Genomic DNA, 22,561 nt, shown 5'->3' on the forward strand with positions numbered 1-22,561 from the left:
ATTCGGTTAGGATTCGGTTTATGACCAGCGCGGTCAGCTCGTGCTGACCGGGACGCAGGCGTTGGCCTGGGCGTCCCAGCGCATCCCTTCGGCGCAGGACATGGCCTGCTGGTGCCGCGAGGCGCAGTCGGCCCAGGCCGTGAGGGGGGAGGACAGGAGGGCGATGGAAAGGACAAGGCGCTTCATGGCAGGAACTCCCTGATGAACCACTGACGCGATTCTAGCGCGTCCCGCGCCTTGGCCAAGCGCAAATCATCCGGCCCGTCGCTCGGGGGGCTGCTCCGGGCCAGCCTGGCGGTCGAGCGGCTGGCGGCACGGCTGGGGCAAGGTGCCAGGCACGCCATGGCGACCGGCCCCTCCGACCAGGCGGTCCGGACCAGCCCGATCGCCCGCCCGGAGCGATGCCGCCGGCTAGCGGGACCCGAACACCCGGGCAAAGATCGTGTCCACGTGCTTGAGGTGGTAGCCCAGGTCGAACTTCTCCTCGATCTCGGCGGGCGGCAATGCGGCCGTGACCTCGGGGTCGGCCAGCAGCTCGGTCTTGAAGTCCGCGCCCTGTTCCCAGACCTTCATGGCGTTGCGCTGCACGAGGCGGTAGGCGTCCTCGCGGCTCACGCCCGCCTGAGTCAAAGCGAGCAGCACCCGCTGGCTCATCACCAGGCCCCGGAACCGGTTCATGTTCCGCATCATGTTCTCGGGATAGACCACCAGCTTCTCGATCACCCCGGCCAGCCGGTGCAGCGCGAAATCGAGCGTCACGGTCGCGTCCGGGCCGATGGCCCGCTCGACGGACGAATGGCTAATGTCCCGCTCGTGCCAGAGCGCGACGTTTTCCAGCGCCGGCGTGACGGCAGAGCGCACCAGCCGGGCGAGGCCGGTCAGGTTCTCGGTCAGGACCGGGTTCCGCTTGTGCGGCATCGCCGAGGAGCCCTTCTGGCCGGGGCTGAAAAACTCCTCCGCCTCCAGCACCTCGGTCCGCTGCATGTGGCGGATCTCGATGGCGACGTTCTCGATCGAGGAGGCGATCACGCCCAGCGTCGCGAAGAACATCGCGTGGCGGTCGCGTGGGATGACCTGCGTCGAGATGGGCTCGGGCGTGAGCCCCATCATCCGGCAGACATGTTCCTCGACGAAGGGGTCGATGTTGGCGAAGGTGCCCACCGCGCCCGAGATGGCGCCGGTCGCGATCTCCTCCCGGGCGCGGCGCAGGCGCGACCGGTTCCGGTCCATTTCGGCATGGAAGCGGGCAAAGGTGAGGCCCATGGTCGTGGGCTCGGCATGGATGCCGTGGGACCGGCCGATGCGCGGCGTGTCCTTGTATTCGAAGGCGCGGGTCCTCAGGGCGTCGCAGACCCGGTCCAGGCCCTTGAGCAGCAGGTCCGCCGCCCGGGCCAGCTGCACGTTCAGGCAGGTGTCCAGCACGTCCGAGGAGGTCATGCCCTGGTGGACGAAGCGCGCCTCGTCCTGGCCGATGATCTCGCCCAGGTGGGTCAGGAAAGCGATGACGTCGTGCTTGGTCACCGCCTCGATCTCGTCGATGCGGGCCACGTCGAAGGTCGCATCGCGGGCCTTCCACACCGCCTCGGCGTTGGCCTTGGGGATCACGCCCAGCTCGGCCTGCGCGTCGCAGGCATGGGCCTCGATCTCGAACCAGATCTTGAAGCGGGTCTCGGGGGACCAGATGGCGACCATCTCGGGGCGGGAATAGCGGGGGATCATGGAAAGCCTCGGCCGGGTGGGGTAGGGGTTCCGTAGGGCGGGGCCTATCCGCCCACAAGACCGAAATTGTAGGCTCGGGCGGCTCGGCGATGCTCCATCTGGACGATTTCCGCGGTGAATGGCGGCTCGGGCGGCGGATCGCGGACCACCTGTCGGGGCAGGCGGGCCGCTTTGACGGCGACGCCCGGCTCTGGCGGGACGGGGACGGCCTGCGCTACCGCGAGGAGGGGCAGCTCCGGCTGGGTCAGGGGCCCGCCTTCGCGGCTCATCGCGATTACCTGTGGCTCGCCGCCGGCGACCTGATCGAGATGCGATTTCCGGACGGGCGTCCGTTCCATAACTTCCGGCCCTGGGGTCGTGCCCTAGGCACGGATCACCCCTGCGGGCGCGACCTGTATCGCGTCACCTACGACTTCACCGCCTGGCCCGTCTGGACCGCGACCTGGTGGGTGACCGGCCCCGCCAAGGACTACGAGATGGTGTCTTCCTATGCGCGGGGACCAAGGGAACTTGCGTGACGCGGGCCCATGCGTCAGAAGAGCCGAAAGAGTTTGGAGGGAGGCCCCGCTATGGCCCAAGCAGTGACTCGGACGGGCTGGCCCGTCCTGGCCGAAGTCGGAGGCCGCGACCAGCGCGCGGCGGGACTGGCCCGACAGGCGCTCCTCGTGACGCTGGGCATCGCGGCGCTGGCGTTGTCGGCCAAGGTGCAGGTCCCCGTCTGGCCCTCGCCGGTGCCCGTGACGATGGGAACCTTCGCGGTGCTGGCCGTCGGCTCGGCCTACGGACCCCGGCTCGGCCTCGCCACCATCCTGGGCTACATGCTGATCGGCGCCCTGGGGTTCGACGTCTTCGCGAGCTCCTCGGCGGACAAGAACGGGCTGGCCTACATGATGGGCGCGTCCGGCGGCTACCTCCTGGGCTATGTCCTGGCCACGGCGCTGCTCGGCGCGCTCGCGCGGCGGGGCTGGGACCGGAGCGTCGGGGGCATGGCCCTGGCCCTGCTGCTCGGCAATGCGGTGATCTACCTGCCGGGCCTGGCCTGGCTCCACCACGTCGTGGCGAACGGCGCCTTCGACGCCTCCAAGTACGGCACCGTCTGGCAGCAGACCCTTGCCTGGGGCCTGACCCCTTATCTGATCGGCGATGCGATCAAGCTCGCGCTGGCGGCGCTTCTGGCGCCCGCGCTCTGGAAGCTGGTCGGGTCGGCCCGGGGCTAGTCGCCGGACCGTCCGCCTTCACGTCCTCAGGACACGCGCGGCCGGGCCTTCGCCCGGCCGTTCTTGTTCAGCGGGCCGCGTGCCAGGACGCAGTCGCCTGCGGGCGGCCCTGGCCAAGGCCGACCACCGCGGCAAGGGACGGATGCTCTGCCGGGATGGCCGTCCGGTTCGCCCGGGCTCAGTTGCGGGTGGTCGTGGTCACGTTGGCGCTGCGCGTCGCCGGCGTGCCATTGGTCGTGGTCCCGGTCGGCACCACGACCAGCATCAGGGCCGCATTGACCAGGTGCACGGCCAGCCGCACGGGGGCCAGGCGTCCCGGCCTGCCTGCGGAGGCGCCCCGCCGTACCGAGCGGAACAGCGGCAGCCCCTTCCGCTGGGGGGCCGGCAGCGCGTCGTCCCCGGCCTCGCGACGTTGCGCCAGGGTCGATTCGACCTGGGCCAGCATCCGGGGCAGGTCGTCCGGCCCGACGAAGTGGCGTGGAGTGGCCCGCTGGGCGCTGGCGCGCTCCGCCTTCATCTGCCGGCGCGTGCTGCTCAGAACCGACATCTCCGCCGTGCTGCTGGCGATGAGCTCCAGGGTCGGCGCGCTGTCGCTCGTGCTCCAGAGCGTTTCGCGCGGGGGATGCCGTGCGGTGATGCGGTCGGCGATCAGCCGGGCCAGGACGGCCCGCCGCTGCGCGTGGCGCTGGTCCGCATCCCCGTCCGGTCCGCAGCCCACGGCGATCGTCACCACGCCCGACCGCGAGGGTTCGGCCCCGCGCGCCAGGGCCAGCATGATGCGCGCCGATCCGACGTCGATCTGCGCAGCCTCCTCGCCGGCCCAGGCCAGGGTCCGCTCGCCCATGCGGCCGACCGACAGTGCGGTGTCCAGGTCCGCCATCAGCTTCTCGAAGCTGAACGCCGGAAGTTGCGCGTACACGAGCTGCCCGATCGTGGTCCTCGCCTGAGATGTGGTCGTCATCTCGTACTCCCTGCGGATGGGTCGGTCTGGCCGGAACGGCCTATGGGGCTGGCTGGATCTGTTAACGGATACGACTGCGCTATTCACACCTATGGAGCATTTGCGACGGTATCGACACAAACACAACGAGTATCTTGCAACCTGAGCGGGAATCTGCCCGCGCCGTTGTTTTCGAGGGTCTGGAACGGTCCATTCGGCCCGATCATGGGCCCGAAACGACGAAGGGGCGCCCCGGAGGAGGCGCCCCTTGTTCCCTGTCCCGTGCGGGACGATCCGCGTCAGACGCCGATCAGCAGGAGTAGTACATCTTGTATTCGACCGGGTGCGGCGTGTGTTCGAAGGCGTAAACCTCCTCCCACTTCAGCGCCATGTAGCCCTCGAGCTGGTCGCGGGTGAACACGTCGCCCTGGAGCAGGAACTCGTGGTCCTTCTCCAGCTCCTGCAGCGCCTCGCGGAGCGAGCCGCAGACGGTCGGGATCTGCGCCAGTTCTTCCGGCGGCAGGTCGTACAGGTCCTTGTCCGAGGACGGGCCCGGGTCGATGCGGTTCTTGATGCCATCGAGGCCGGCCATCAGAAGCGCCGCGAAGGCGAGGTAGGGGTTCGCCGACGGATCGGGGAAGCGGGCTTCGACGCGCTTGGCCTTGGGCGATTCGGCCCACGGAATACGGATGCAGCCGGACCGGTTGCGGGCGGAGTAGGCGCGCAGCACGGGGGCCTCGAAGCCGGGGATCAGGCGCTTGTAGCTGTTGGTCCCGGGGTTGGTGATCGCGTTCAGCGCCTTGGCGTGCTTGAGGATGCCGCCGATGAAGTAGAGCGCTTCCTGCGAAAGGTCGGCGTACTTGTCGCCCGCGAAGAGCGGCTTGCCGTCCTTCCAGATCGACATGTTGACGTGCATGCCCGAGCCGTTGTCGCCCGCGATGGGCTTGGGCATGAAGGTCGCCGTCTTGCCGTAGGCCTGGGCCACGTTGTGGATGACGTACTTGTACTTGAGGATCTCGTCGGCCTGCTTGGTCAGCGTGCCGAAGATGATGCCCAGCTCGTGCTGCGTGGAGGCCACCTCGTGGTGGTGCTTGTCCACCTTCATGCCCATCCGCTTCATGGTGGAGAGCATTTCCGAGCGCAGGTCCTGCGCGTCGTCGATCGGCGGCACCGGGAAGTAGCCGCCCTTGATCCCCGGGCGGTGGCCGGTGTTGCCCGATTCGAACTCGGCGTCCGAGTTCCAGGCGGCGTCCACGCCATCGACCTGGAAGGACACCTTGTTCATCGAGACGCTGTAGCGCACGTCGTCGAAAATGAAGAACTCGGCTTCGGGACCCATGTAGGCGGTGTCGCCGATGCCCGAAGCCCTGAGATAGGCCTCGGCCTTCAGGGCCGTGCCGCGCGGGTCGCGGGAGTAGGGCTCGCCGGTGTCGGGCTCGACCACGTTGCAGTGCACGCAGATCGTCTTTTCCGCGAAGAACGGATCGACATAGGCGCTGTCCGCGTCGGGCATCAGCTTCATGTCGGACTGGTCGATGGACTTCCAGCCGGCGATCGACGAGCCGTCGAACATGAAGCCGTCCTCAAGGAACTCGGCATCCACGAGATCGGCCACCACGGTCACGTGCTGGAGCTTGCCGCGCGGATCGGTGAAGCGGATATCGACGTACTCCGCCTCCTCCTGCGCGATGAGGTCGAGAAGCTTGTTGGCCATTTCCCTTGTGCTTTCCCTTCGTTGTCCCGTCGGGCGTCATCGCCCGATATGCTGTGCGCGTCAGGCTGGGCGGGGCCCGGCCTGCTCCTCAGAGGGCATCGTCGCCCGACTCGCCCGTGCGGATCCGGATCGCCTGCTCGATGGTCGAGACGAAGATCTTGCCGTCCCCGATCTTGTCGGTGCGGGCCGCCTGCACGATCGCCTGGATCGCGTTCTCGGCCTGCTCGTCGGGCAGGACCACCTCGATCTTCACCTTGGGCAGGAAATCCACGACATATTCGGCGCCGCGGTACAGTTCCGTGTGGCCCTTCTGCCGACCGAATCCCTTCACCTCGACGACCGAGAGCCCCTGCACGCCGACGTCCTGGAGCGCTTCCTTGACCTCGTCGAGCTTGAACGGCTTGATGATCGCCTCGATCTTTTTCATGGCGGCGTTCTGCTCCTCTGTCCCGTGGCGGGTATGGCGGGACGGGCGGGGGACCACAATCGGGCCTGATCGCCTCCTGCGTGCACCATGGGCGGAACGGCGCGGTTTGCGGCATGAATGTGCTGGATGGCGCGAAAACGGGCAGTTTGGAAACTGCTGGGGGAGCAAGCGATGACGGCGATCCTGACGGCAGCGGAGATGCGGGCGCTTGAACAGGAGGCCATCGCCCGGGGCGAGGTCACGGGCCTCGAGCTCATGGAGCGCGCGGGCCGGGGGGTGGTCGAGGCCATCCTGGCCGAGTGGCCGGCGATCGAGCAGGGTCCGCGACGCGCCGTCGTCCTCTGCGGCCCGGGCAACAACGGCGGCGACGGCTTCGTGGTCGCGCGGCTCTTGAGGGAGCGGGGGTGGAAGATCAGGGTCTTCCTCTTGGGGGACGCTGAGAAGCTCCCCCAAGATGCGCGAACGAATTATGACCGTTGGGTCGCCATGGCTGGGGTGCTGCCGGAGTGGGTGGTAGCTCGGGGCTCCAAACCGTTGACGATTGTCGAACCGTTGTCTCTCGAAACCCAGCACGATCCCTGGGATTACAGCCTCATCATTGATGCTGTTTTCGGTACCGGATTGACTCGGCCCATCGACTTCGACCACGGGCTCGGCACCTACCTTCCTGCATGGGACCTGCGGTTCGAACCTGCGCGCCCTCGTGTCGTGGCCGTGGACGTGCCTTCCGGCATCTGTTCCGACAGCGGTCGGTCACTGGATGGCGATACGCTCTGGGCCGATCTGACCGTGACGTTTCATCGCGCGAAACGTAGTCACTTCCTCGCCGAAGGTCCCTTCCAGTGCGGACGAGTTGTGGTCAAGGACATCGGCCTAAGGGAACGGTCCACCAGTGTCCCGACTCTCTCGACCACAGGGCAGGGACTTGGGGGATGGGTTCTCTATCCTTCGGAGCCTCGCGATCGAAGCGTTAAGCCTTGCGAACTGATTGACGGTCCGAAGAGGGGACTCGGGAAAGGCGATCGTTTTGGTCGTCCAACGCATAAATACTCCCACGGCCACGCCCTCATCCTCTCCGGACGCCCCGGCCACGGCGGAGCGGCCCGCATGACCGCCCGGGGGGCGCTCCGGATCGGCGCGGGGCTCGTGACCCTCGCCGTCCCGCCGGCCGCGTTGCAGGAGAACGCCGCCCGCCTCGACGCCATCATGCTTCGCAGCATCAAGGATGCCGAGGCCCTCACCGACCTGCTCAGCGACGCCCGCTACAACGCGCTCGCCGTCGGGCCCGGCCTCGGGACCTCCGACCGCGAGGCCGCGCTCCTTTCGGCCGTCCTCGACGCGTCGCGCGCGACCGGGGAGGGCGAACGGTTCCGCGCCGTCGTCCTCGACGCCGACGCCCTGACGCTCCTGTCCAGGGACGACGCCCTCCGCGCCAAGCTCCACGCGGCCTGCGTCCTTACCCCCCACGAGGGTGAGTTCGGGCGCCTCTTCCCGGCCATCGCCGAGAAGTGGCACGCGCCCGCCGCCACCGGCCCCGCCTATTCCAAGGTCGACGCCACCCGCGACGCCGCGAAGGAATGCGGCGCGGTCGTCCTTCTCAAGGGGCCCGACACGGTGATCGCCGACCCGACCGGCCGTGCCGCCATCAACGCCGCCGTCTACGACCGCGCCGCCCCCTGGCTCGCCACGGCAGGCTCGGGCGACGTGCTGGCGGGCTTCGTGGCGGGGCTGCTTGCGCGCGGGTTCGCGCCCTTCGACGCCGCCTGCACCGCCGCCTGGCTCCATGTGGAATGCGCCCGCAGCTTCGGTCCGGGCCTCATCGCCGAGGACCTGCCCGAGGAGCTGCCCAAGGTCTTTCGCGCGCTGGGGCTCTGAGCGCCCGGCTCCGGCATTTTTCCCCTCGCTCCCGACCGCCCCCTCTGCTAGGAGGCGCGCCAGCCAGGGGGGGAGGGCGACGGCCCGCCTCCCGCATGACTTTGCGGGTGTGGCGGAACTGGCAGACGCACCGGATTTAGGTTCCGGCGCCGCAAGGCGTGGGGGTTCGAGTCCCTTCACCCGCACCAGGACGCGAGGATGAGGATATGCAAGTCACCGAGACGCTGAACGAGGGCCTGAAGCGCGGCTACACCGTCACCGTCACCGCCGCCGAGCTTGACCAGAAGGTCCAGGCCAAGCTCTCCGAGATCCAGCCCCAGGTCGCCATGAAGGGCTTCCGTCAGGGCAAGGTCCCGATGGCGCTCCTGCGCAAGCAGCATGGTCCCCGCCTGATGGGCGAAGCCATGCAGGAGACCATCGACGGCGCGGTGAGCTCGCACCTCGAATCCAGCGGCGACCGGCCGGCCATGCAGCCTCAGGTCAAGATGACCAACGAGGACTGGAAGGAAGGCGACGACGTCGTCGTGGAAGTCGCCTACGAGAAGCTGCCCGACGTGCCCGCCGTGGACCTGTCCTCGGTCGCCCTCACCCGCCTGAACGTCAAGGCCGACGACGCTGCCGTCGATGAGGCCCTGTCGAACCTCGCCGACACCGCCAAGACCTTCGAGGACAAGGACGGCGCGGCCGAGAACGGCGACCAGGTCACCATCGACTTCGTCGGCAAGGTCGACGGCGAAGCCTTCGAAGGCGGCTCCGCCGAGGACTACCCGCTCGTGCTCGGCTCGAACTCGTTCATCCCGGGCTTCGAGGACCAGCTCGTCGGCGTCACCGCCGGAGAGCAGAAGGACGTCAACGTCACCTTCCCGGCCGAATACGGCGCCTCGCACCTCGCCGGCAAGGACGCGGTCTTCACCTGCACCGTCAAGGCCGTGAAGGCCGCCAAGCCCGCAACCATCGACGACGAGCTGGCCAAGCGCTTCGGCGCCGATGACCTCGAAGCCCTGCGCACCCAGGTCCGCGAGCGTCTGGAGCAGGAGTATCAGGGCGCGGCCCGCGCCGTCGCCAAGCGCGCGCTCCTCGACGAGCTCGACAAGCTGGTCGATTTCGACCTGCCCCAGGGTCTTGTCGACGCCGAGGCGAGCCAGATCGCCCACCAGCTCTGGCACGAGGAAAACCCGCACGTCCACGGGCACAACCACGACCACATCGAGCCGACCGAGGAGCATCAGCGCCTGGCCAAGCGCCGCGTGAAGCTGGGCCTCCTGCTCGCCGACCTGGGCCAGAAGGCCGAGGTCAAGGTCACCGACGCCGAGCTGACCCAGGCCGTGCTCCAGCAGGCCCGCCAGTACCGTGGCCAGGAGCGGCAGTTCTTCGAATACGTGCAGAACAACGCCGCCGCCCGCCAGCAGATCCAGGCCCCGATCTTCGAGGACAAGGTGATCGACCACATCTTCGGCCAGGCCAAGGTCGAGGAGAAGGAGGTCTCCAAGGACGAGCTGCAGCAGGCCGTCGAGGCGCTCGACGAGGAATGAGGGCTCCGACCCGCTGATCGGAAAGGCGCCCCTTGGGCGCCTTTTTCGTTTCGGCCGGGGGTGCAGTCGGCCGTTGTGGTCCCCCGATGCGGCATGGCAGCCTGCGCGCGGCAAGAGACTCAATGGACCCTTCGATGGACAGCCTTTCCTTCCCGTACCGGCGCGCCACCCCCGACGACGCGGCCGCCCTGACCGACCTCGTGGACATCGCGGGCGAGGGGCTCGCCTCCTATCTTTGGGCCAGGCAGGTCCAGGAGGGCGAGACGCCGCAGGACGTGGGCCGCCGCCGCGCGCTGCGCGAGGAGGGGTCCTTCTCGTTCCGCAACGCGGTGGTCGCGGACGAGGGGCGCGGCGTGGTCGCCGCCCTGATCGGATATCCCCTGGCCAACGTGCCCGACCCGATCCCCGACGACTTTCCGCCCATGTTCGTGCCCTTGCAGGAGCTGGAGAACCTCGCCGCCGGGACCTGGTACGTCAATGCGCTGGCCGCCTACCCGGACCAGCGCGGACAAGGGCACGGCACGGCCCTCCTTGGCATCGCCGAGGGGCTGGCCCGCGGCCTGGGCCGGCGCGGGGTCAGCATGATCGTCTCCGACGCCAACCCCCGGGCGGGGCGCCTTTACGAACGCTGCGGCTTCCGGGCCATCGAGTCCCGTCCGATGGTCAAGGAAACCTGGGACAATCCTGGCTCCACCTGGACCCTGATGATGAAGGAATGGACCGACTGAGCGGCAGCGCGAGGGGGCGGACGCGCGCCCCCGCCGCGTCAGAGCGCGATGCGGAAGCGGGCGAAGCCGTCCGGCCCTTCGCCCGCCGGCTCGATGCTGAGCCCGGCAACCTGGTCCAGGTAGTCGGCCGCCCGCGGCCCGGTGTCGAACAGCACCGTTGTCCCGGGCATCGCGGCAAAGCGCCAGTTGCCGTCCGCCGCCGGGTCGATGGTCCCCTGCTCCACGATATAGCGCACGATCACGTCGCGGTTGGTGTCCGGGGCCTCGAAGACGATGGTGGAGCCGTCCGCGCCGGGAAAGCTGCCGCCGCCTTCGGCCCGGTAGTTGTTCGTCGCGACGATGAACTCCTGCGCCGGATCGATCGGCTGGCCGTCGTAGGCCAGGTCCACGATCCGGTTCGCGCCCTCGTTCACGAGGTTGCCGTCCGTGTCGAACCTGGACGGCTGCGACAGGTCGATCCGGTAGGTCACCCCGTCGATGACGTCGAAGTTGTAGGACCGGAAGTCCGGGTTCAGCAGCACCTGATCCTGCCCGCCCGGCGTGATCTGGTTGAACATTCCGGCTGACCGCTCCAGCCAGTCCTTGACCTGCGCCCCGGTGATCCGGACCGCGCGCACGGTGTTCGGGTAAAGATAAAGGTCTGCCACGTTGCGGATCGCGACGTCGCCCACGGGCACGTCGGTGTAGTACTCGGGCCCGCCACGCCCGCCCGCCTTGAAGGGCGCCGCCGCCGACAGGATGGGGAGGCCCTCGTGCGGCGTGCCCTGCATCATCTGGGCGATGTACCAGGCCTGCGCGATCGACACGATCTGCACCGACGGATCATCGGCGACCAGCGCGAAGTAGCTGTGGAGCGGCGCCGAGGTCTTGCCGACCGGCCGGCGCACATACTCCAGCGTGGCCTCGTGCTCGGCCTCGACCGACGCGAGGACCTTGGGGTCGCTCTCGACGGTGGGCGTGGTGGCGCCCTCTTCGTCGCGGAGGTAGATCGGCCGGGCCTCCACCTCGAACGAGGCGATGCGCCAGCCGTCGCCCTCGCGCTCGAGCAGAAGGTCCACCAGTCCCATATGGCTGCCCCAGAACCCGGCCATCACGGCCGGCTTGCCGTGGATGGTGCCGCGGGCGGCATCGACGGCCTCGAAGCCCTCGTAGTCCGGTCCAGGCAGCACCAGGTGGGAATGCCCCGTCAGGATCACGTCGATCCCCTCCACGGCGGCGAGCGGGACCGCCGCGTTCTCCATCCCCGGCGTGGGCTGGGCGTCCCCGATCCCGGAATGGCAGAGCGCGACGACGATCTGCGCCCCTTCGGCCTTCATCCGGGGCACCCAGGCCTGCGCCGCTTCGACGATGTCGCGCGTGGTGACCCGCCCTTCCAGGTTCTTGCGGTCCCATTCCATGATCTGCGGCGGCACGAAGCCGATCAGCCCGATCCGGATCGGATGCTCCTGGCCCGCGCCATCGGTCACCATGCGGTCAAGGATCACGTAGGGGGGCACCAGCGTCGTGTCCGCGTCGGGCGTCGCCCCCGGCGCGGTGACCACGTTGGCGCTGACGATCGGGTACTCCGCCCCCTCGACCGAGCGCATCAGGAAGTCGAGCCCGTAGTTGAACTCGTGGTTCCCGAAGGTCGATCCCTCGACGCCCAGCGTGTTCATCGCCGTGACGACCGGGTGCCGGTCGCCCTGGTTCATGCCGCGATCGTAGGCGACATAGTCCCCGAGCGGGTTGCCCTGCAGGAAATCCCCGTTGTCGAGGAGGAGCGAGTTGGTCGACTCGGCCCGCACCGCGTTGATGAGCGAGGCGGTGCGCGCCAGCCCCACGGTGTCGAGAGGCTTGTCCGCGTAATAGTCGTAGGGAAACACGTGGACGTGGATGTCCGTGGTTTCCATGATGCGGAGATGCGCCTGCCCCTCCTGCGCGCGGGCCGAGAAGGGGTGGAGCGCGATCAGGCTTCCGGTGGCGGCCATGAACCCGCGGCGGCTGAGTCGGATGGGCATTCGGGGCTCCCTGCAAGCTGGGGCGGATCGACTGGAGCGATCCTTGCGCGATGCAGGGTGACAAACAGGTGACGAGTTGGCGACAATACCGTCGCGTCACGGGCTCGACGGGCCGACTTCCGCACAAATGAACAGGGCCGCCCCCGAAGGAGCGGCCCCAAGGCAAGCGCGGTGCCCGGACTTATTCGTCCGAGGCGGCCCCGCCGATATCGTCGAAGAGCTGGCCGATCTCGTACTCGGCGGCAGCTTCCGCCTCGGCGGCAAGCTCCTGCACCGACTTGCCCGAGGCCTGAAGCTCGGCTTCCTCGGGGGAACGGGCGACGTTCACGCGGATCTCCGAATCCACCTCGGGGTGGAGGCGCACGGTGACCGTGTGGATGCCCAGGTCCTTGATCGGGGCGTTCAGGATGACCTGACGCTTGTCGACCGAGAACCCGCCATTGGTCGCGGCCTCGGCCACGTCACGGGGACCGACCGAGCCGTAGAGCGCGCCGGCGTCCGAGGCCGAGCGGATGACCACGAAGGTCTGCCCGTTCAGGCGGTCCGCGGCCGACTGCGCTTCGGCGCGGGTCTCGAGGTTGCGGGCCTCGAGCTGGGCCTTCTGCTGGTCGAACTTGGCAATGTTCGCGTCCGAGGCGCGCATCGCCTTGCCCTGCGGCAGGAGGAAGTTGCGGGCGTAGCCGTCCTTGACGCGGACGACCTCGCCCATCTGGCCAAGCTTGGCCACGCGTTCCAGAAGGATCACTTGCATCGGAGTGGCCTCACTTCACGGCGTAGGGCAGCAGGGCCAGGAACCGCGCGCGCTTGATCGCCTGGGCGAGCTTGCGCTGGTTCTTGGCGCCGACGGCGGTGATGCGCGAGGGGACGATCTTGCCCCGCTCGGAGATGTAGCGCTGCAGCAGGCGCGTGTCCTTGTAGTCGATCGCCGGGGCGTCCTTGCCCTCGAACGGATCGGACTTGCGGCGGCGGAAGAAGGGCTTGGTGGCCATCTGTCATGTCCTCCTGGAGATCAACGACGCTCGCGGCCGAAGCCGCGGTCTTCACGCGGGCGGTCGTCGCGCGGACGGTCGCCCCGGTCACCCCGGTCGCCGCGTCCATCACGCTCACGCTCGTCGCGCTTCTGCATCTGCACCGAGGGGCCGTCGTCGTGCTTTTCGACCTTGACCGTCAGCACGCGCATCACGTCCTCATGGAGGCGCATCAGGCGCTCCATCTCCGTGACGGCCGCGGCGGGGGCGTCCGAGCGCAGGTAGGCGTAGTGGCCCTTGCGGTTCTTGTTGATCTTGTAGGACATCGTCTTGACGCCCCAGTATTCGTTGGTCACGACCTTGCCGCCGTTGTCGGCGAGGACGGTCCCGAAATGCTCGATCAGCGCCTCGGCCTGTGCGTTCGACAGGTCCTGACGGGCGATGAACACATGCTCGTAAAGCGGCATGCTCACTCCTGACTAGCTGCGCACTTCATAGGGAGGGGGCTTGCCTTCCGCGCCCGTCCCACGAGAGGCTGCGCCGGTTTCAAGGGCTTCGCGGAAGGATGGGGCCTTATACAGATGCGCCGCCCCGGCGCAAGGGTCCGCCTGCGCCGCCGCAGCGCCCGCCTTGCCCCGCTGCGGCGCACCGCCTAAGACTGCGCGCGATTTCGTGAGGGAGGGAAAGGCCATGCGCGCCTTCGTGTTTCCGGGGCAGGGGGCTCAGGCCATCGGCATGGGCAAGGCCCTGGCCGAGGCTTACCCCGCCGCCGCCGCCGTCTTCGCCGAGGTGGACGAGGCGCTGGGCGAATCCCTGTCCGGCCTGATCTGGGACGGCGACGCCGAGACGCTCCAGCTCACCCGCAACGCCCAGCCCGCGCTGATGGCGACCTCCCTCGCAGCGCTCCGCGCCCTCGAATCCGAAGGGATCGGCGTGACCGCCGCCGCCTATGTCGCGGGCCACAGCCTGGGCGAGTATTCCGCCCTTTGCGCCGCCGGAGCCATCGGACTGTCCGACGCCGCGCGCCTCCTCCGCCTCCGGGGCGAGGCCATGCAGGCGGCCGTGCCGGTCGGCGAGGGGGCCATGGCCGCCCTGCTCGGGCTCGACCTTGATGCGGCGATCGCCGTCGCCGAGGAGGCGCAGGCCCAGGGTGGCGTCTGCCAGGCCGCCAACGACAACGATCCCGCCCAGGTCGTCGTGTCCGGCACCCGCAAGGCCGTGGAGCGCGCCGTGACCATCGCCAAGGGGCGGGGGGCCAAGCGGGCCCTTCTCCTGCCGGTGAGCGCCCCCTTCCACTCCACCCTCATGCAGCCCGCGGCCGACGCCATGGCCCAGGCCCTTGCCGGTGTGGAGATCCGCGACCCGCAGGTGCCGCTGGTCGCCAACGTGGTCGCCGGCCCGGTGCAGGACGGCGCGGCGATCCGCGACCTCCTGGTGCGGCAGGTCACGGGCTCGGTCCGCTGGCGCGAGTCGGTCGCCTGGCTCGCCGAGGCGGGCGTCACCGAGACCTGGGAGATCGGCGCCGGCAAGGCGCTGTCCGGGATGATCCGCCGCACCGCGCCCGGCATCGCCGTGCGCAACATCGGCACCCCCGACGAGGCCCGCGCCGCGGCCGCCTCGCTCAATGCATAAAGGACCCACCGCCATGTTCGACCTCACCGGCAAGACCGCCCTCGTCACCGGCGCCTCGGGCGGTCTGGGCGGCGCCATCGCCAAGGCGCTCCATGGGGCAGGGGCCACGGTCGGCCTGTCCGGCACCCGGACCGAACCGCTCGAGGCCCTCGCGGCCGAGCTGGGCGACCGCGCCCATGTCCTGCCCTGCGACCTGTCGAACAGCGAGGCGCTGGCGGCGCTCCCTGGGCAGGCCGCGGCGGCGATGGGCTCGGTCGACATCCTGGTGAACAACGCCGGCATCACCCGCGACAACCTGTTCATCCGCATGTCGGACGACGACTGGGACAAGGTCATCGCGGTCAACCTCACCTCGGTCGCCCGCCTGACCAAGGGCGTGATCCGCGGCATGATGAAGGCGCGCTGGGGCCGGGTCGTCAACATCTCCTCGGTCGTGGGCGCGACCGGCAACGCGGGGCAGGCCAACTACGCCGCCGCCAAGGCGGGCATGGTCGGGATGTCCAAGGCCCTGGCCGCCGAATTCGCGGGCCGCGGCATCACGGTGAACTGCGTGGCCCCGGGCTTCATCACCACCGCGATGACGGACAAGCTCAACGACGACCAGAAGTCGGCCATCCTCACCCAGGTCCCCGCCGGCCGGATGGGCACCCCGGAGGAGATCGCCGCCGCCGTGCTGTACCTCGCCAGCCCCGAGGCGGGCTACGTCACCGGGGCCACGCTGCACGTGAACGGCGGCATGGCGATGATCTGAACCGGATCGGCATCGCGTCCCCGCTGGCGGGGCGAAAGCGTTTGCCACCGTTCAAATCTCTGCTATGACCCGCCCCGACACTGGCCGGTACGCTCCTCGCGCGCCGTGCCCGTGGCTCGGCAAAGGGAACCCGGACAAGGGTTCCGGATTTGCAGGGCTGACCAGTTTGACAGACGGGCCGCGGCCCAGGACGAGAGGACTTTCTATGAGCGACGTCGCCGATCGCGTGCGCAAGATCGTTGTGGAGCACCTTGGTGTCGAAGAGGAGAAGGTGACCGAGAACGCCTCCTTCATCGACGACCTGGGCGCTGACTCGCTCGACACCGTCGAGCTGGTCATGGCGTTCGAAGAAGAGTTCGGGATCGAGATCCCCGACGACGCCGCCGAAACCATCCAAACCTTCGGCGACGCGGTCAAGTTCATCTCCGAAGCCCAGTAACCGGCTCGGACGTGCATGAAAGGGCGGCGCTCCTCCGGGGGCGCCGCCCTTTTCGTTGTCTGCTGTCCCCGCCGGTCCCGCCGTCGTAGGTCACTCGGCCCCTTGCGCTCCGGACCTCGCGGCCCGACTGTCCCCCGGGTTCAGGACAGGGGGACAGGGATGGCGACGCTGGGCACGATGTTCGGGGCAAAGGACGCCGCCACCTTCATGGGGCTGCCCGGCTGGGACCGGGGGGCCGCCCCGGCCGTGCTGATCGGCGCGGACGGCTGCACCCCCTATCCCTCGGTGGGCTTCTATTGCGCGGGCGGCCCCGCCGCGATCCGCGCGGCCTCGGGGGACTTCGCGGGGTCGCTGGCCCATCATAACTTCGACATCGACGCCCCGGCCTTCGGGGACCGCCATCCCGCCGACGCGGGCGACCTCCCCGTGCGCGAGGATGATCCGACGGGCAACCGGGTTTTGATCCGCGACATGGTGGCCCAGGTGCTGGCGCAGGGCGCGGTGCCGGTGCTCCTGGGCGGCGACGATTCCCTGCCGATTCCCATGCTCCAGGCGTTCGAAGGGCAGGGGCCGCTGACCATCCTCCAGATCGACGCCCATATCGACTGGCGCGACGAGGTCGAGGGCGAGCGTTGGGGCCTGTCCTCGACCATGCGGCGCGCCTCCGAGATGCCGCAGGTCGAACGGATCATCCAGGTCGGCCAGCGCGGCATGGGCTCGGCCCGGCCCTCCGACGTGGAGGATGCCCTGCGCTGGGGCGTCCAGTTCGTTCCCGCCTCCCGCCCCGACCCGGTGGCCGAGGCGCTGGACCTCGTGCCCCCGGGCGCGCAGGTGGTGATCTGCTTCGACTGCGACGCGCTCGACCCGTCGATCATGCCCGGCGTGATCGGCCGCACGGCCGGCGGGCTGTCCTACAACCAGGCGCTGGCGATCGTGCGGGGGGTTCACCGCAAGGCGCGGCTGCGGGCCATGGACCTGGTGGAGTTCATGCCGTCCCGCGACGTGGACGGACTTGGCGCCATGACCGCCGCGCAGTTGGTCGCCGCGGTGCTGGGGCTGCTGTCCCGCGCCTAGCCCCGTCCGTGCATTATTAAGAAACAGTTAACCACGATATCGCACGGTTCGTGGGATTGTCCGGTCGGCTTGGCGCTGCCATAGCCTTGGATACGACGTGCAGCCTGGTTCCTTTTGACGATTGTCATCCCGACGCTCTGCGAGCCGCCCGCTGCGCACCTTCTGAACTTCAGCAGGTAAGGCACGGACAATGCGGACCAAAATGCAGGACCAGGCATCGGAAGGGCTGGCGCCGCACGCTGCCTTCTGGACGTTCCCAGCCGCCTTCGCCGCATCGAGCGCCTTGATCGTCCCCGGCGTGGATGGCGCGGAGATCGTCACCTACGATGACCTTTCCGCCCGGGCCGACCTCTGGCGCGAGCGGATCGTTGCCGCCTCCGGGCCGGAATCCGCCGCCCTCGTGGCCCTCGAATTCGAGACCTCGGTCGAGGCGATCGCCGCCTATGTGGGGGCCCTGCGCTCCGGCTGCCCGCTCCTCGTGATCGAACCCGGCCAGCTCGCGCAGCCCGGCCCGATCTCGCGCATCTACGCGCCCGAGATCGTCCTGGGCCGCCGGGGCGGGCGCTTCGACCTCCAGGCAGCAGGCACGCCGTCGGGCGTTGCCGCGCACCCCGACCTCAAGCTGCTGCTGTCCACCTCGGGCAGCACCGGCGACCCCAAGCTCGTGCGGCTGTCCGCCCTCAACATCGACTCCAACGCCCGGGCGATCGCGGACTACCTGGCCATCCGCGCCACCGACCGGGCCGCGACCACGTTGCCGCTCTTCTACTCCTACGGGCTGTCGGTGCTGAACTCGCATCTGGCGGCCGGGGCGGCGCTGGTCCTCACCGAGGACTCCGTCGCCGCGCCGGAGTTCTGGGCCACCTGCCGCGCGACCGGCGTCACCAGCCTGGCCTTCGTGCCCCACCAGTTCGAGCTGCTCGACGCGGGCCACTTCGCGCGGCTGCACCTTCCCAGCCTGCGGTACGTCACGCAGGCGGGCGGGCGGCTCGGCCCCGACCTCGCGCGGCGGGTGCGCGACCTGGGCCGCCAGTCCGGCTGGGATCTGGTCATCATGTACGGCCAGACCGAGGCCGCCCCGCGCATCGCCTATGTCCCGCCCGAGCTCCTGCCCGAGGCCGCCGACACCATCGGCCGGGCCATCCCCGGCGGGCGGCTCCGCATCCTGGGCGAGGACGGCGCCGAGATCACGGCCCCCGGCCGGCAGGGCGAGCTGGTCTACGAAGGCCCCAACGTCATGATGGGCTACGCCGAGCGGCGCGAGGACCTGTCGCGCGGCAAGGAGGTGACCGAGCTTCGCACCGGCGACCTGGCCGAACGGACCGCCTCGGGGCTGTTCCGCATCGTGGGGCGCAGCAAGCGCTTCGTGAAGCTCTTCGGCCTGCGCCTCAGCCTCGACCAGATCGAGGCCCTGCTCGAACGCGAGGGCATCGCCGCCCGCGCCGTGGCGTCCGACGACCGGCTCGTGCTGCTCCACGCCCGGGCCGACCAGGGCCAGGCCGCCCGCTCGGCGGTGGCGCGGACCTATGGGATCCCGATCGCGCAGGTCCATGCCGGCCACCTTGCCGAGACGCCGCTCCTGCCGTCCGGCAAGGTCGACCAGCGGGCGCTCGTGCGTCACGCGGCCGACCTTCTGGCGCGCGAGGCGGCACGCCCGCAGAAGCGGCCCGACACCAGCCTTGCCGACGTCCTGCGGCAGGCCACCCGTTCCCCCGAGGTCGGACCCGCGGACAGCTTCGTCTCGCTCGGGGGCGACTCGCTCAGCTACCTCGAGATGCAGCTCGAGCTCGAGCAGCGGCTGGGCGCGGCCCCGGACGGCTGGGAGCGGATGCCGCTCGGGGATCTCGAACGCCTCGCCACGCAGGGAACCCCCAAGCCGGGCCGGTCCCGGATCGGCATCGACGTGCCGCTCCGGCTCGGGGCGATTTCGATGGTCGTGGGGCAGCACGCCACGGACTACCCGCTGTTCGGCGGGACCTGGGCGCTCCTCCTCCTGATGGGCTTCACGCTGGGCCGCTTCCAGACGGACCTGCTCCGCAACGGCGAGGCGCTGCGCTTCGGGCAACGGATGCTTTATCCGATCCTGCCGCTCTACGCCGTCCTGACAGCCGCCTATGCGGGGCTCCATGGCGGCGTGCCGGACAGCTACATGGCCCTGCTGGGCAACTACCATGTCTGGACCGAATCCTCGGCGCTCGAGCCCTACTGGTTCGTCAGCCTTTACACCCAGGTCGTGCTGGTCGTCGGGCTCGCCTCTCTTCTTCCGCCCGTGCGGCGCGGGCTCGCGCGGCGGGCCTGGGCCTCGGTGGGGCTGGCCTACGCCGTCGCGATCGGGGTGCTCGGGACCGGGATCGCCGTCCTGGGCGGCCAGGGGCTGGAGAGCCTGCCCGTGCCCCATCACGCCGCCCGCGACATCCTGGTCTGCCTTCCGGTGGTCCTGCTGGGCTGGATGCTGCAATCCGCCCGGACGCCCGTGCAGCGGGTCGCCACGCTCCTGGCCGGGGTGGCGCTCTGGCTGGCGGTCGCAAGCCTGAACGGCGCGCCGGGGCCGCGCATCGTCCTTGCCGGGGCCATCCTCCTCCTGGCCTGGAGCCCCTCCATCCCGGCGCCCCGGCTCGTGGCGCGTCTGCTCCAGCAGCTCGCCTCGGTCACGCTCTTCGTCTACCTGCTCCACGTGATCGTGGTCAGCGTGGCGTCGCGGCTGCCGGTGGGCGACCTCCCGCGGCTGGTGTTCGCGCTGGTCCTGTCCTTTGCGCTGGGCGCCCTGGCCAAGGCCGGCTTCGACTGGCTGGAACGGCTGCCCCGGCCGGTCTGGACCCGGCCGCCGCGCCACAGCCACCCCTGAGCGGTCCAAAGGCGCAACGGGGGCCGTCCTCGGCGCCCGCCCCCGTTGCGCAGCCCTCGCCCCATCTGTATGACCAGCCCGCACAATCTGCGGGAGGACAGCGGATGCGTCGTGTCGTCGTGACCGGGCTCGGGCTCGTGACCCCCTTGGCCGATGGGGTCGAGGAAACCTGGCGGCGTCTGCTGGCCGGCCAGTCCGGGGCGGACACCATCAAGCAGTTCGACGCCTCCCAGCTCGCCACCGACTACGCCTGCGAGGTCAAGCGCGGCGACGGGACCCAGGGGACGTTCAACCCCGACAAGTACCTCGAGCCCAAGGACCAGCGGAAGATCGACGACTTCATCCTGTACGGCATCGCCGCCGCGCAGCAGGCCGTCGAGGATTCGGGCTGGGTTCCCCAGACCGACGAGGACCGCGCCCGCACCGGCGTCCTGATCGGGTCCGGCATCGGCGGCCTGAAAAGCATCGAGGCCACGACCCTCCTCATCAAGGAAAAGGGGCCGCGCCGCGTCTCTCCCTTCTTCATCCCGGGCGCGCTGATCAACCTGATCTCGGGCCAGGTCTCCATCCGCTACGGCTTCAAGGGGCCGAACCACTCGGTCGTGACGGCCTGCTCGACGGGCGCGCATGCGCTGGGCGACGCCGCCCGTCTCATCAAGTATGGCGCGGCGGACGTCATGGTCGCCGGCGGGGCCGAGGCCGCCATCTGCGAGATCGGGATCGCCGGCTTCAACGCCTGCAAGGCCCTGTCCACCAAGCGCAAGGACGACCCGACCAGGGCGTCCCGCCCCTATGACATCGACCGCGACGGCTTCGTGATGGGCGAAGGCTCGGGCATCGTCGTCCTCGAGGAGCTGGAGCACGCCCGCGCCCGCGGCGCCAAGATCTACGCCGAGGTGCTGGGCTACGGCCTGTCCGGCGACGCCCACCACATCACCGCCCCCTCCGAGGACGGCGACGGGGCCGAGCGGGCGATGCGCATGGCGCTCGAGGACGCCCGGCTGGCGCCCGCCGACATCGACTACATCAACGCCCACGGCACCAGCACGATGGCCGACGTCATCGAGCTCGCCGCCGTGGAGCGGCTCATGGGCAACGCGGCCTCCAAAGTCACGATGTCCTCGACCAAGTCGATGACCGGGCACCTCCTGGGGGCGGCGGGCGCGATCGAGTCGATCTTCTCGATCCTGGCGCTGCGCGACCAGATCTGCCCGCCGACGATCAACCTCGACACCCCCGCCGTCGAGACGCCGGTGGACCTCGCCCCGAACCAGGCCCGCCACCGCGAGGTGAAGGTCGCCGTCAACAACTCCTTCGGCTTCGGCGGCACCAACGCCTCGCTCGTGCTCGGGGCGGCTCCGTGATCCTCGGGGTCGCGTGATGTGGCGCCACATCGCCGCGAACGCGCTGACCTTCTTCACGGTCGCGCTGTTCCTGATCGCGGGCCTCATCACCTGGGGGGTCAACGAATACTCGGCCGAAGGGCCGCTGCCCGAACCGATCTGCCTGCGGGTTCCCTCGGGGGCGAGCCTGCGCGCCGTCAGCCAGGATCTCGCGGACAAGGGGGCGATCTCCTCGCCCTCGATCTTCCGCATGGGCGCGGACTACACCGACCGGGCCGGTGACCTGAAGCAGGGGAGCTTCCTGATCCCCGAACGCGCCTCGATGCGCCAGATCACCGACATCGTGACCGGGGGCGGCGCGTCCACCTGCGGGACCGAGGTCGTCTACCGGATCGGCGTGAACCGCACGCTGGCGCAGGTCCGCGACCTCGACCCGGCGACCGGCGACTACGTCCAGCGCGCCGAGTTCGAGCCGCTGGCCAGCGCCCCCATCCCCGAGGACTACGCCGCCGTCCGCGCCGAGGCCGACACCACCTACCGCGTCGTCGTCGCCGAGGGCGTCACGAGCTGGCAGGTCGTGCAGGCCCTGAACGCCATCGACGTTCTCGACGGCGACGTCGCCGAGATTCCGCCCGAAGGGATGCTCGCGCCCAACAGCTACGCCGTGGCGCCCGGCGACGACGTGGCCGGCCTCCTGGGGCAGATGCGCGCCGCGCAGGAGGGCATCCTGGCCGAGGCCTGGGCGAACCGCGCCCAGGATCTCCCCTTCGACACGCCCGAGCAGGCGCTCACCCTCGCCTCCATCGTGGAAAAGGAGACGGGCGTCGCCGAGGAACGGCCCCTCGTGGCCTCGGTGCTCGTGAACCGGCTGCGCGACGGCATGCGGCTGCAGTTCGACCCGACGATCATCTACGGCATCACGCGCGGGGCGGGGCTGCTCGATCGGCCGATCCGCCAGTCCGACATCGACGGCGCCACCGAACGGCAGCTCCACGGCGACGTGCTCTACAACACTTATGTCGTGAACGGGCTGCCCGCCGGTCCCATCGCCAACCCCGGCCGCGCCGCCATCGAGGCCGCGCTCGCGCCCGCCGACACGGACTATCTGTACTTCGTCGCGAACGGCACGGGCGGCCACGCCTTCGCCAGCACCCTCGACGAGCACAACGCCAACGTCGCGCGCTGGCGCGAGATCGAGGCCCGCCAGGCCAGCGAGGGCGAGCCCGCCGACACCTCCCAGTAACGGGGAGGGCTCCCGCCGGCCCCTCCCAGGCGTGGGGGCAACGGCCCGGCCCGGGCTCCGCCGTTGCGCGGACCCGGCCCGCACCGACCGATGCCGTCATCCGGCCTTAACCCCGGC

The 22,561-nt window shown here is 69.7% G+C and carries 21 protein-coding genes and 1 tRNA gene; 13 read left to right on the forward strand and 9 right to left on the reverse strand.

What is annotated here, in order from left to right; translation table 11 throughout:
• Window positions 1-33 precede the first annotated feature (33 nt).
• The gene (locus J3P31_RS05955; protein WP_210527489.1) at window positions 34-186 is read right to left on the reverse strand and encodes a hypothetical protein; all 153 of its coding nucleotides are present in this window, start codon (window positions 184-186) and stop codon (window positions 34-36) included.
• A gap of 225 nt (window positions 187-411) precedes the next feature.
• Window positions 412-1,719, reverse strand: a complete 1,308-nt coding sequence (purB, locus tag J3P31_RS05960) for an adenylosuccinate lyase (protein ID WP_210527490.1) — start codon at window positions 1,717-1,719, stop codon at window positions 412-414.
• Window positions 1,720-1,808: 89 nt separating this feature from the next.
• Between purB and J3P31_RS05965 the strand changes: the two genes are divergently transcribed.
• Window positions 1,809-2,237 carry a DUF6314 family protein gene (locus tag J3P31_RS05965; protein ID WP_210527491.1) on the forward strand — a complete coding sequence of 143 codons (429 nt, stop codon included), beginning with the start codon at window positions 1,809-1,811 and terminating at the stop codon, window positions 2,235-2,237.
• A gap of 51 nt (window positions 2,238-2,288) precedes the next feature.
• Entirely contained in the window at window positions 2,289-2,936 is a 648-nt protein-coding gene (locus tag J3P31_RS05970; RefSeq protein ID WP_210527492.1) for a biotin transporter BioY, read from the forward strand.
• A gap of 178 nt (window positions 2,937-3,114) precedes the next feature.
• Here J3P31_RS05970 and J3P31_RS05975 read toward each other — a convergent pair whose 3' ends face one another.
• The 3 genes from J3P31_RS05975 to J3P31_RS05985 all read right to left on the reverse strand — a co-directional run bounded on the left by J3P31_RS05975 (window position 3,115) and on the right by J3P31_RS05985 (window position 6,017).
• On the reverse strand, window positions 3,115-3,897 hold the full coding sequence (locus J3P31_RS05975; RefSeq protein WP_210527493.1) for a hypothetical protein: 783 nt from the start codon (window positions 3,895-3,897) through the stop codon (window positions 3,115-3,117).
• 289 nt (window positions 3,898-4,186) lie between these two features.
• Window positions 4,187-5,590, reverse strand: coding sequence for a type I glutamate--ammonia ligase (gene glnA / locus J3P31_RS05980; RefSeq protein ID WP_210527494.1), 1,404 nt, complete (start codon window positions 5,588-5,590; stop codon window positions 4,187-4,189).
• A gap of 88 nt (window positions 5,591-5,678) precedes the next feature.
• Window positions 5,679-6,017 (reverse strand): P-II family nitrogen regulator, encoded by a 339-nt coding sequence (locus J3P31_RS05985; RefSeq protein ID WP_210527495.1) that lies wholly within the window; start codon window positions 6,015-6,017, stop codon window positions 5,679-5,681.
• A gap of 198 nt (window positions 6,018-6,215) precedes the next feature.
• Here J3P31_RS05985 and J3P31_RS05990 point away from each other — a divergent pair, with 198 nt between their 5' ends.
• From J3P31_RS05990 to J3P31_RS06005, 4 genes are all read left to right on the forward strand, one after another.
• Window positions 6,216-7,892 (forward strand): NAD(P)H-hydrate dehydratase, encoded by a 1,677-nt coding sequence (locus J3P31_RS05990; RefSeq protein ID WP_368373031.1) that lies wholly within the window; start codon window positions 6,216-6,218, stop codon window positions 7,890-7,892.
• A gap of 103 nt (window positions 7,893-7,995) precedes the next feature.
• Window positions 7,996-8,080, forward strand: a tRNA-Leu gene (locus J3P31_RS05995).
• A gap of 18 nt (window positions 8,081-8,098) precedes the next feature.
• Window positions 8,099-9,424 carry a trigger factor gene (tig, locus tag J3P31_RS06000; RefSeq protein WP_210527497.1) on the forward strand — a complete coding sequence of 442 codons (1,326 nt, stop codon included), beginning with the start codon at window positions 8,099-8,101 and terminating at the stop codon, window positions 9,422-9,424.
• A 134-nt stretch (window positions 9,425-9,558) separates the two neighbouring features.
• Entirely contained in the window at window positions 9,559-10,152 is a 594-nt protein-coding gene (locus tag J3P31_RS06005) for a GNAT family N-acetyltransferase (RefSeq protein ID WP_210527498.1), read from the forward strand.
• 38 nt (window positions 10,153-10,190) lie between these two features.
• On the opposite strand, the gene J3P31_RS06010 is transcribed toward J3P31_RS06005, so the two are convergent.
• From J3P31_RS06010 to rpsF, 4 genes are all read right to left on the reverse strand, one after another.
• Entirely contained in the window at window positions 10,191-12,149 is a 1,959-nt protein-coding gene (locus tag J3P31_RS06010) for a bifunctional 2',3'-cyclic-nucleotide 2'-phosphodiesterase/3'-nucleotidase (protein WP_210527499.1), read from the reverse strand.
• Window positions 12,150-12,330: 181 nt separating this feature from the next.
• Window positions 12,331-12,900: a 50S ribosomal protein L9 gene (rplI, locus tag J3P31_RS06015; protein WP_210527500.1), complete on the reverse strand. Its 570-nt coding sequence runs from the start codon at window positions 12,898-12,900 to the stop codon at window positions 12,331-12,333.
• A gap of 10 nt (window positions 12,901-12,910) precedes the next feature.
• Window positions 12,911-13,138, reverse strand: a complete 228-nt coding sequence (gene rpsR / locus J3P31_RS06020; RefSeq protein ID WP_037279554.1) for a 30S ribosomal protein S18 — start codon at window positions 13,136-13,138, stop codon at window positions 12,911-12,913.
• 20 nt (window positions 13,139-13,158) lie between these two features.
• Window positions 13,159-13,584 carry a 30S ribosomal protein S6 gene (gene rpsF / locus J3P31_RS06025; RefSeq protein WP_210527501.1) on the reverse strand — a complete coding sequence of 142 codons (426 nt, stop codon included), beginning with the start codon at window positions 13,582-13,584 and terminating at the stop codon, window positions 13,159-13,161.
• 223 nt (window positions 13,585-13,807) lie between these two features.
• Between rpsF and fabD the strand changes: the two genes are divergently transcribed.
• The 7 genes from fabD to mltG all read left to right on the forward strand — a co-directional run bounded on the left by fabD (window position 13,808) and on the right by mltG (window position 22,444).
• Window positions 13,808-14,749 carry an ACP S-malonyltransferase gene (gene fabD, locus J3P31_RS06030; RefSeq protein WP_210527502.1) on the forward strand — a complete coding sequence of 314 codons (942 nt, stop codon included), beginning with the start codon at window positions 13,808-13,810 and terminating at the stop codon, window positions 14,747-14,749.
• 13 nt (window positions 14,750-14,762) lie between these two features.
• Entirely contained in the window at window positions 14,763-15,500 is a 738-nt protein-coding gene (gene fabG, locus J3P31_RS06035; protein WP_210527503.1) for a 3-oxoacyl-[acyl-carrier-protein] reductase, read from the forward strand.
• 205 nt (window positions 15,501-15,705) lie between these two features.
• Window positions 15,706-15,939 carry an acyl carrier protein gene (locus J3P31_RS06040; RefSeq protein WP_086450334.1) on the forward strand — a complete coding sequence of 78 codons (234 nt, stop codon included), beginning with the start codon at window positions 15,706-15,708 and terminating at the stop codon, window positions 15,937-15,939.
• 159 nt (window positions 15,940-16,098) lie between these two features.
• Entirely contained in the window at window positions 16,099-17,013 is a 915-nt protein-coding gene (locus J3P31_RS06045) for an arginase family protein (protein WP_210527504.1), read from the forward strand.
• Between the two features lie 202 nt (window positions 17,014-17,215).
• On the forward strand, window positions 17,216-19,858 hold the full coding sequence (locus J3P31_RS06050) for an AMP-binding protein (protein ID WP_210527505.1): 2,643 nt from the start codon (window positions 17,216-17,218) through the stop codon (window positions 19,856-19,858).
• A 104-nt stretch (window positions 19,859-19,962) separates the two neighbouring features.
• Window positions 19,963-21,222 carry a beta-ketoacyl-ACP synthase II gene (fabF, locus tag J3P31_RS06055; protein WP_210527506.1) on the forward strand — a complete coding sequence of 420 codons (1,260 nt, stop codon included), beginning with the start codon at window positions 19,963-19,965 and terminating at the stop codon, window positions 21,220-21,222.
• 16 nt (window positions 21,223-21,238) lie between these two features.
• Window positions 21,239-22,444: an endolytic transglycosylase MltG gene (gene mltG / locus J3P31_RS06060; protein ID WP_210527507.1), complete on the forward strand. Its 1,206-nt coding sequence runs from the start codon at window positions 21,239-21,241 to the stop codon at window positions 22,442-22,444.
• Window positions 22,445-22,561: the final 117 nt, after the last annotated feature.

This window comes from Rubellimicrobium arenae (assembly GCF_017916275.1).
Lineage (GTDB): Bacteria > Pseudomonadota > Alphaproteobacteria > Rhodobacterales > Rhodobacteraceae > Rubellimicrobium > Rubellimicrobium arenae.

Bases quoted from the DNA above. Each gene is read 5' to 3' on its own strand.
- J3P31_RS06005 (WP_210527498.1), top strand. From the start codon at position 9,559: ATGGACAGCCTTTCCTTCCCGTACCGGCGCGCCACCCCCGACGACGCG.
- J3P31_RS05970 (WP_210527492.1), top strand. From the start codon at position 2,289: ATGGCCCAAGCAGTGACTCGGACGGGCTGGCCCGTCCTGGCCGAAGTC.
- fabG (WP_210527503.1), top strand. From the start codon at position 14,763: ATGTTCGACCTCACCGGCAAGACCGCCCTCGTCACCGGCGCCTCGGGC.
- J3P31_RS06050 (WP_210527505.1), top strand. From the start codon at position 17,216: ATGCAGGACCAGGCATCGGAAGGGCTGGCGCCGCACGCTGCCTTCTGG.
- rplI (WP_210527500.1), bottom strand. From the start codon at position 12,900: ATGCAAGTGATCCTTCTGGAACGCGTGGCCAAGCTTGGCCAGATGGGC.
- J3P31_RS06040 (WP_086450334.1), top strand. From the start codon at position 15,706: ATGAGCGACGTCGCCGATCGCGTGCGCAAGATCGTTGTGGAGCACCTT.
- fabF (WP_210527506.1), top strand. From the start codon at position 19,963: ATGCGTCGTGTCGTCGTGACCGGGCTCGGGCTCGTGACCCCCTTGGCC.
- rpsF (WP_210527501.1), bottom strand. From the start codon at position 13,584: ATGCCGCTTTACGAGCATGTGTTCATCGCCCGTCAGGACCTGTCGAAC.
- rpsR (WP_037279554.1), bottom strand. From the start codon at position 13,138: ATGGCCACCAAGCCCTTCTTCCGCCGCCGCAAGTCCGATCCGTTCGAG.
- purB (WP_210527490.1), bottom strand. From the start codon at position 1,719: ATGATCCCCCGCTATTCCCGCCCCGAGATGGTCGCCATCTGGTCCCCC.
- J3P31_RS05990 (WP_368373031.1), top strand. From the start codon at position 6,216: ATGCGGGCGCTTGAACAGGAGGCCATCGCCCGGGGCGAGGTCACGGGC.
- J3P31_RS05965 (WP_210527491.1), top strand. From the start codon at position 1,809: ATGCTCCATCTGGACGATTTCCGCGGTGAATGGCGGCTCGGGCGGCGG.
- glnA (WP_210527494.1), bottom strand. From the start codon at position 5,590: ATGGCCAACAAGCTTCTCGACCTCATCGCGCAGGAGGAGGCGGAGTAC.
- J3P31_RS05985 (WP_210527495.1), bottom strand. From the start codon at position 6,017: ATGAAAAAGATCGAGGCGATCATCAAGCCGTTCAAGCTCGACGAGGTC.
- J3P31_RS05955 (WP_210527489.1), bottom strand. From the start codon at position 186: ATGAAGCGCCTTGTCCTTTCCATCGCCCTCCTGTCCTCCCCCCTCACG.
- fabD (WP_210527502.1), top strand. From the start codon at position 13,808: ATGCGCGCCTTCGTGTTTCCGGGGCAGGGGGCTCAGGCCATCGGCATG.
- J3P31_RS06045 (WP_210527504.1), top strand. From the start codon at position 16,099: ATGGCGACGCTGGGCACGATGTTCGGGGCAAAGGACGCCGCCACCTTC.
- tig (WP_210527497.1), top strand. From the start codon at position 8,099: ATGCAAGTCACCGAGACGCTGAACGAGGGCCTGAAGCGCGGCTACACC.
- J3P31_RS05975 (WP_210527493.1), bottom strand. From the start codon at position 3,897: ATGACGACCACATCTCAGGCGAGGACCACGATCGGGCAGCTCGTGTAC.
- mltG (WP_210527507.1), top strand. From the start codon at position 21,239: ATGTGGCGCCACATCGCCGCGAACGCGCTGACCTTCTTCACGGTCGCG.
- J3P31_RS06010 (WP_210527499.1), bottom strand. From the start codon at position 12,149: ATGCCCATCCGACTCAGCCGCCGCGGGTTCATGGCCGCCACCGGAAGC.